This window comes from Lysinibacillus piscis (assembly GCF_026012395.1).
In the GTDB taxonomy this organism is placed as follows: Bacteria; Bacillota; Bacilli; order Bacillales_A; family Planococcaceae; genus Lysinibacillus; species Lysinibacillus piscis.
The window spans coordinates 1,295,353-1,303,554 of sequence record NZ_BRZA01000001.1; the positions used below are offsets into that span (position 1 = coordinate 1,295,353).

At 38.2% G+C, this 8,202-nt stretch carries 7 protein-coding genes; 2 read left to right on the forward strand and 5 right to left on the reverse strand.

All coding sequences use genetic code 11. The features are described from left to right. Window positions 1-33: 33 nt before the first annotated feature. From OPF91_RS06235 to OPF91_RS06245, 3 genes are all read right to left on the reverse strand, one after another. Entirely contained in the window at window positions 34-1,218 is a 1,185-nt protein-coding gene (locus OPF91_RS06235) for an NAD(P)/FAD-dependent oxidoreductase (protein WP_264987833.1), read from the reverse strand. A 44-nt stretch (window positions 1,219-1,262) separates the two neighbouring features. Continuing rightward, window positions 1,263-1,691 (reverse strand): DUF1641 domain-containing protein, encoded by a 429-nt coding sequence (locus tag OPF91_RS06240; RefSeq protein ID WP_264987834.1) that lies wholly within the window; start codon window positions 1,689-1,691, stop codon window positions 1,263-1,265. A gap of 298 nt (window positions 1,692-1,989) precedes the next feature. Further along, entirely contained in the window at window positions 1,990-2,613 is a 624-nt protein-coding gene (locus OPF91_RS06245) for a TetR/AcrR family transcriptional regulator (protein ID WP_264987835.1), read from the reverse strand. Between the two features lie 118 nt (window positions 2,614-2,731). Between OPF91_RS06245 and OPF91_RS06250 the strand changes: the two genes are divergently transcribed. Then, window positions 2,732-4,891: an MMPL family transporter gene (locus OPF91_RS06250; RefSeq protein ID WP_264987836.1), complete on the forward strand. Its 2,160-nt coding sequence runs from the start codon at window positions 2,732-2,734 to the stop codon at window positions 4,889-4,891. Between the two features lie 570 nt (window positions 4,892-5,461). On the opposite strand, the gene OPF91_RS06255 is transcribed toward OPF91_RS06250, so the two are convergent. After that, a complete protein-coding gene (locus OPF91_RS06255; protein WP_264987837.1) occupies window positions 5,462-6,979 on the reverse strand; it encodes an MDR family MFS transporter in 1,518 nt (505 codons plus the stop codon). A gap of 158 nt (window positions 6,980-7,137) precedes the next feature. Between OPF91_RS06255 and OPF91_RS06260 the strand changes: the two genes are divergently transcribed. Next, on the forward strand, window positions 7,138-8,019 hold the full coding sequence (locus OPF91_RS06260) for a TetR/AcrR family transcriptional regulator (RefSeq protein ID WP_264987838.1): 882 nt from the start codon (window positions 7,138-7,140) through the stop codon (window positions 8,017-8,019). A gap of 72 nt (window positions 8,020-8,091) precedes the next feature. On the opposite strand, the gene OPF91_RS06265 is transcribed toward OPF91_RS06260, so the two are convergent. Then, a partial coding sequence (locus tag OPF91_RS06265) for an IS3 family transposase (protein WP_264987885.1) occupies window positions 8,092-8,202 on the reverse strand: 111 nt, incomplete at its 5' end.

Consider the following 8,202-nt stretch of genomic DNA (forward strand, 5'->3'; position numbering starts at 1 on the left):
AAGCAAATGATATGCCTAAAGGGACGGATTATTTTAGTATGCTAAACCGAATAGTGCTTTAATATGTGCTAAGTAACGAACATTTGATGCTTCTTTCATTAATGTTGCTGAAAGACCTTTTAGTTCTGTATTGCTTGCACCAATTGTTGCAACAGCATCTTTACGACCTAAGCTAGCTAGTGTACCAGAGTTCACTGCTGAGAATGATTTTAATGCTTGGTTTTTGTATTGTGCAAATACGTTATAACCTGCATATTCACCCATTTGCCATGCTACTTGAGCCGTTGGGGCATATAATGGACGACCACCATCAGCTGGTAGTGCCACAGACGCATCACCAATAACAAATACATCTTCATGAGATGTTGATTGTAAAAATTCATTGATTGTCGCTTTACCACGATCTGCTGCAAGACCTGATTCACCTACGATTGGTAGTGGTGCTACACCGCCTGTCCAAATAAGTGTATTAGAAACGATTGGCTCACGATCTTTCAATGAAATAACATTACCTTCAACGCCTGTAACAGGTGTACCTGTAATGAATTCTACACCACGTTTTGTCAAGCTTTCTGTTGCACGCTCAATTAATGTATCTGGCAATACTGGTAAGATTTTAGGACCTGCTTCAACAAGCTTGATTTTAAGGTCAGCAAAGTTCACACCATGTTTCGCTGCAATTTTCGGGAAGTTATCCACGATTTCACCAACAAGTTCAACACCTGTTAAACCGCCACCACCGATAACAATTGTTGCATCTGCTTCGTCTTTTGTTTGTGCATATGCTTTAATGCGGTCTTCGATGTGCTTGTTAATTTTGTTTGCGTCGATGACAGATTTTAATACCATTGAGTTTTCTTCTAGACCTGGAATACCGAAGAATCCTGTTTGGCTACCTAAAGAGACAACTAATGTGTCATAAGATAATGTGTACCCTGTATCAAGGTCAACCTTTTTCGTATCCACATTGAATTTTGTTACTTTTGCAATTTGTAGGTCGATATCTAAACCTTTGAAGATTTTTTCAAGCGGTAAAGCGACAGCGCCCTCCGCAATTGTACCACCAGCTAAACGGTGTAACTCCGTGATAATTTGATGTGTTGGGAATTGATTCACTACAGTAATTTTAGCTTCATCAGCTGTTAAATACTTACGTGCTGTTAACGCTGTTAAAACACCTGCATAACCAGCACCTAAGATGACGATTTCTTTTGACATGATTTATAAATCCTCCGTCCTAACAATGAAATATATCTTGAATCTTATCGAGCTTTACGTTCTGCATTTACTTGTAAAAAGGCATTCACAAAACGGAAAATATTTTGTACTTGTGGATCTTTTAACATTTTCATTAAACCAAATAAACCGATTACTTCATGGCTTTCAGAAGCACGATCTTTTGCTTCAATTGCCGTAGCTGCAAGATTTTTAGCAGAATCAACTACTGGACCAGCAATTTCTGTTACAGCGCCAACTGTATCACTTTTTAATACTTCATCTGTTGCTACAGTTTGTGCAAACTCATATGACTTCGTTAATAATGTCATCATTTCTGTTAGCTTTGGTAATTGCTCCACTAATGTTGTTAGAGATTCTTGCACCTCTGGCTTTAATAATTGATCTAGCACATCTAGTTGCTCTTTGCTCACAGTTAGTTGCTCAGACTGTGTTTGGTTAGTCGTTTCTGACATGTTGAACTCTCCTTTGCCATCACTAATACATATTTTTTTGCTACATGTAAAAAAGACCATTAAGGCTCTTCTTAACAGTCGTTATAACATATATCTTACACCCTCACCAATCATAAGGGCTGGGCCATCATTTATAATGTTCAATTTATCTCGCAAAAAGCGCATGATAATTCCATCCTTATCTTGGTGATATTACACTTCTCATTATAAGATTGTTTACAAATTATTTCAATGAACTTTCGACAATCTTTTTAACTTTCCTTTATATTTCTTCATTCCATTATAAAATATACTTACTTTATGCCATTCCAACGGATTGCCAGAAAAAACGGACAATTTCCTTCGCTGCCATCGCAGGCGTTTGAAATAATGATTTGCCATCATTATCCTTCACATAGCCAACAGCTAACAGCCCCATAAACGCATGTGTAAGAAAGGCAGCATCCCCATCTTCGATAACACCTTTTGTCATCTCCATCTGCAATACATCTTCTATTGCTTGATACATCGCACGTTCTGCAGCATACACTTCTTCAAGCTGGCTATCTGATAAATTCATAGCTGCTTCTCTCATAAAGTTTTTCATATCAATATCCATTGTTGCAGATAAATGCACCTCTGCAAGCTGTTCTAAACGCCCTTTCAATGGTATTGCTGGTTGCTCCAAAATCGTTCTAATCGCCATTTGAATTCTATTCATCATGACTACAAGTGAGCATGTATATAAATCTCCCTTTGTCGGGTAGTAATAATAAATAGTTGCCTTTGTCACATCACAAAAAATAGCTAATTCATCCATCGATATATTTTTATAGCCATTTTTGATAAAAAACTTTATCGATGTTTCAAGAATACGCTGTTTCATTGGCTGAGCATTTTCATCGTATCGTGGTCTGCCAAGTGCACGTGATGATGGTTTCAATTCGTTCACCTTCCCTATCATTTTTACCTAGTATACCATATGTAAAAATTATGAATTGATTAATTAACTGTTTAGTATATATAATCAAAACAACAACACTAAAACTGGAGGTATTAGGATGCAAAAACAACCACTTGAGCAATGGGGTGCAATTGTGGCGAGTAAAAAAGGGCGATTTTTCACACTTATTTTTTGGATTTTACTTGTCGTAGCATTGTCATTTGCTTTCCCACAAATTAATAGCATCGATAGCGAATCAGGCAAAAATTTACCTGATACAGCTATGTCTGAACAAGCAGCCACAATCATCACTGAACAATTTCCAACTGATGCAGGAACACCGCTATTACTTGTCTGGCATCGTCAAAACGGCTTACAGACAGATGATTTTTTAGCTATTCAAAAGGTCTATAATGAGCTACAGACAAATCCTTTGCCACATCAAACCCTTATTCCGCCTTATGCTGAATTGCCCCCACAGGCTTTTTTAGCTGACGTATCTGACAATGGCTCCACGCTTGTCACACCAATCTTCTTTGAAAAAGGCGTGGCGACAGATGCTTTACGGGAGAGCCTTCAATCATTAACGATGATTATCGACAGCGAGAAAATTCAGCACGCACAAAAATTATCTACAGATGCACTTCATGTACGCTATTCAGGTCCTATTGGCATTGCTGTAGATGCAGTCAATTTATTTTCTCAAGCCGATGTCAAATTATTAATCGCTACCGTTGTACTTGTTTTAGTGCTCCTAATTATTATTTATCGTTCACCATTATTAGCTATCGTGCCATTAATCGTAGTTGGGCTTGCTTATGGTGCGATTAGTCCCTTGCTTGGCTTTTTTGCACAACAGGGCTGGATTGACAAAGATTCACAGGCCATATCCATTATGACAGTACTACTTTTTGGCGCAGGTACAGATTATTGTTTATTTTTAATCTCTAAATATCGTGAATTTTTATTTGAGGTAGAAGATAAAGCAACTGCTATTAAATTAGCTTTGAAGGAATCTGGTGGCGCTATTTTAATGAGCGCTTTAACAGTAGTGATTGGGCTTGCTACCCTTAGCCTTGCACATTACGGTTCATTCCAGCGTTTTGCCATCCCATTTAGCTTCGGTGTACTTGTGATGGGATTAGTTGCACTTGTCGTCTTACCTGCTATTCTAGTGATGATTGGGCGTGTTGCTTTCTTCCCATTTATCCCACGTACAGCAGAGATGGCGCATAATAAAGGGACAAAACAGCATAAACCATCCCATCGCATTAGTCGCAAAATTGGGCGCTTTGTAACACATCGCCCATGGATTGTTATTGTGCTTACAGTGGCTCTATTAGGTGGATTGACTGCTGTTGTACCACGTATTCAATATACATTTGATTTATTATCCTCTTTCCCAAAGGATATGCCCTCACGTGAAGGCTTCACTTTAATAGAAGAAAATTTCTCTGCGGGTGAATTAGCGCCTGTCAAATTAGTCATCGATACAAATGGCAAAAACATTGATTTACAGCAAGAGCTTATGACAATACCTTATATTAGTCATGTAACTGATAAAGAAACGGGTCAAATGAATGGCGAGATTCAATTATACGAGCTCACATTGACAAGCAATCCATATGCAAAAGAAGCATTGGCACGTATACCCGAATTGAAAACAACTGTTGCTCAAATGTTAGAGACGAAAGGTGTCAAAAATGCCGAGCAGTCTATTTGGCTAGGTGGAGAAACAGCAAGCCAATATGATACCCAACAAATTACTGCACGTGATGAAGCTGTCATTATGCCAACAATGATTGCGTTGATTGCTTTATTATTAGTTATTTATTTACGTTCTATTACAGCAACTGTGTATTTATTAGCTACAGTCATTCTTTCGTATTTTGGCGCTTTAGGTGCAGGTTGGCTCATCCTACATCATTTGATGGGCGCTGAGGCCATTTCAGGATCAATTCCTTTGTATGCCTTTGTCTTTTTAGTCGCACTTGGTGAAGATTATAATATTTTTATGATTTCAGAGATTTGGAAGAAGCGACATACGATGAAACATCTGGAGGCTGTAGAGGAAGGGGTTGTCCGAACAGGCAGTGTCATTACCTCGGCTGGTTTAATTTTAGCAGGAACATTCGCTGTTCTCGCTACACTTCCGATTCAAGTACTTGTACAATTTGGTGTGGTAACGGCTGTCGGTGTACTGTTGGATACATTTATTGTTCGCCCATTGCTCGTACCTGCTATCACGGCTGTTTTAGGCAAATATGCGTTTAAATAATTCTATCAAAAAGCCTGTTAGCGTAGTTGCTAACAGGCTTTTTGATAGGGTTGAAAACAAAATGGTCAATGTCTGTCTTCTGAAAATGGTTCATAGATAAATAACTGAAAGACGCCACTCTGCTATGGACCTTATCTTTTTTCAACAACCAAAGTGTTATCTTTGTAGCAATTATTTTACTAGTGACAATAAAAGTAGTTATTAGCTAGATACCATAAAGAATGGATTTTTCCAGCACCAAAAAAGGAAAACACTTTTGCAGAATAGTTGATTGGAGTGGAGCCAGCGTGACTCCTAGGGGATTATGCGTCACAGATGAGACCCTGAGGCTAACACGATGTTAGTCACAAAGACGTTGTCACAGGACGTGACGCTTTTAAGCCTTTGTTCCTTCCTTACGAGTGAAGCGGCTCATCGGACGCCCCCTGGAAATTTTGTTCTGTGTGAAAGCGTGAGTGCAACGTAGCGACAGCAACATATCTTTTTCTGCGCGAAAGTGAAACGTCAGCGACAAAGCACGCTGGCGGAACAGAAATCAACCCTCGCTTTGCTAAAAGTGACTTTCTACTATTATTTAGTTGGCTTTTTTAAATCCATCGAAGCCGCTGCACTTTCAATTGGCACACGCTTCATAAATAGTGCTAAGACAATTGCTACCACTGTCATAATTGCTGCAATTAGGAATGAATGCGTAACACCGTCTAATAAAGCATTTTGCATAATTTGTTCCTGCATTTGCTGCATTTTGTCAGCTGTTGGTGCTGTACCACCTTGTGCTGCATTGGCTTTTGCTTCTGCTACTAATTCCGCTGCTTTTGATTTCGCACGATTGTTCATAAATGTGACCATAATCGCACTACCAATCGCACCAGCCACTTGCTGTACGGTATTGTTAATAGCTGTACCATGTGGATTCATCGATTGTGGTAATTGATTTAAGCCATTCGTCATCACTGGCATCATTACCATAGACATACCAAACATACGAATTGTATACATCGATACAATAAATGTATAGCTTGAATCTAATTCTAATTTCGTTAAACCAAATGTTGCGGCTGTTGTGATTGTTAAACCAATTAAAGCTAATATACGAGGCCCAAACTTATCAAAAAGTTTCCCTGTAATCGGCGACATCAGTCCCATCGCTAGTGCCCCTGGAAGCATCATTAATCCCGCTTCAAACGGCTCAATGCCACGAATAGATTGCACATATGCTGGTGTTAAAATCATCCCTGAGAACATCGACATAGAGACAATCACCGAAACCATAGAGCTTAGTGCAAACATTGGATATTTATAAATACGAAGCTCTAGTAAAGGCTCATCCATACGTAATTGTTTCAAGATGAAGATTATTAAAGCGATAACGCCAGCTGCGATTGTGCCATATACCCAAGGATCTGACCAACCTTTTTGTCCTGCTGTACTAAAACCATATAAAATACCACCAAATGCAATCGTTGATAATAATACAGATGAAATATCTAAATGTACTTCTCGTGTATCCATTACATTTTCTAATTTCCATACACCGAATAATAAGCTAAGCACAGCAAATGGAATAATCATTTGGAACAGCATACGCCAATCGTGATGCTCTACAATATAACCTGATAATGTTGGCCCAATCGCAGGAGCCATAATCATTACTAATCCAAAAATCCCCATTGCCGCTCCACGTTTTTCTTTTGGGAAGCTTGCTAACATAACATTCATTAATAATGGTGACATAGTGGATGCACCAGCCGCTTGTACCATACGACCTGCTAATAACGTGCCAAAATTAGGTGCAAAGCCAGCCATCACAGTACCAATTGTGAAAACAGACATTGCTACGATAAATAAATGCCTATTTTTAAAGCGTGTTACAAAAAACGCTGATGCTGGTATTAATACCCCACTTACTAGCATATAGCCTGTCGCTAGCCATTGTACGGTTGAATAGTTTTCAATGTTCAAATCCTTCATAATTGTTGGCAATGCCACATTTAGTAAGGTGTTATTTAAAAAAGCAACAAAAGCACCAATAAATAGAATCGCAATCATACCATATGGTGGCTTTTTCATCATTTGCTCATTATTCATTTTGACCCCTCAATTCTTTCTTGTTTTTTTCGATAAAACTTATTTTATACTCATGGTCTATTTTTTTCAACACTTATGACTAAAAAAATTATAAACATTGATATATAAGTATTTATAATATAGAATAAGAGTATAATAAATAAAAAAAGGTGAGGTTATTGAGTAAAAGAAAACGACAAATCATTCAAGTTGCACGTGAATTATTTATTGAAAAGGGATTCATCGAAACATCCATTAATGATATTATTCAGGCTGCTCAAATTTCCAAAGGAACATTCTACAATCATTTCCCATCCAAAACAGAATGTCTAATTGCTATCTTAGATGAAGGTCGTGAGGAAGCTAGCAATCGTCGTCATGAGCTGATTCATGGCAAAGATGCTACAGATTTAGATATACTCACTCAGCAAATTACCGCTTTAATGTATGTGAACCGTGAGTATAATTTAGTTCGTATTTTTGAATCTGTCTTTCATTCAGGTGATCATGAGTTGAAAAAAATTATCCTTAATTATCATTTGCAGGAGCTCAATTGGCTTGCGGATCGACTGGTTCAAGTATTTGGCGAGGAAATTAGAGATATTAGCTATGAATGTGCTGTTCAAACATTAGGTATGATTAATTTGACATTACGAGCTGTCTTTATCGCAAGGGAAAAGGACTACAAACGCGAAACTGTTGTACGAGTAGCATTACGCAATATTAGTGCCATTATTCCTGTGATGTTAGCATCAGATGAGCTCATTATTAGCACAGAAATGGTCAACGCTATCCAACATTCCGTGAACTATGAAAAAATCACGAAGGATCTACTACTGACTCAGTTACAAGGCTTTGTAAAAGGTTTGTCCAAGCAGGATGAGCGAGAGGGCTTTGAATATGCTCAATTTTTAGTAGAAGAACTACAACAAGAAGAGCCAAGATATTTCATTGTTGAATCAGTTCTCACACCATTCCGTAAAGCCTTTATCGATACAGAACATGCCGCTGAGGCACGTGATATTGCCAATCGTTTATGGAGTTATATCAAGCAAGGTTAAACAGTAAAAGGCTACTCGTTTCCCTTTTGTGAACTGCTCCCTGTCAAGTAGACAGTGGAAATAATAAAAATTCTATGCGGCTTGAGCCCCCCTGTATTCTAAGGGGCTCAAGCCGTTTAATCTTTCTTGGTACCTTTCGTTATGATAGAACCAAATATATGTATCAATCGCTTCTTTTAACGC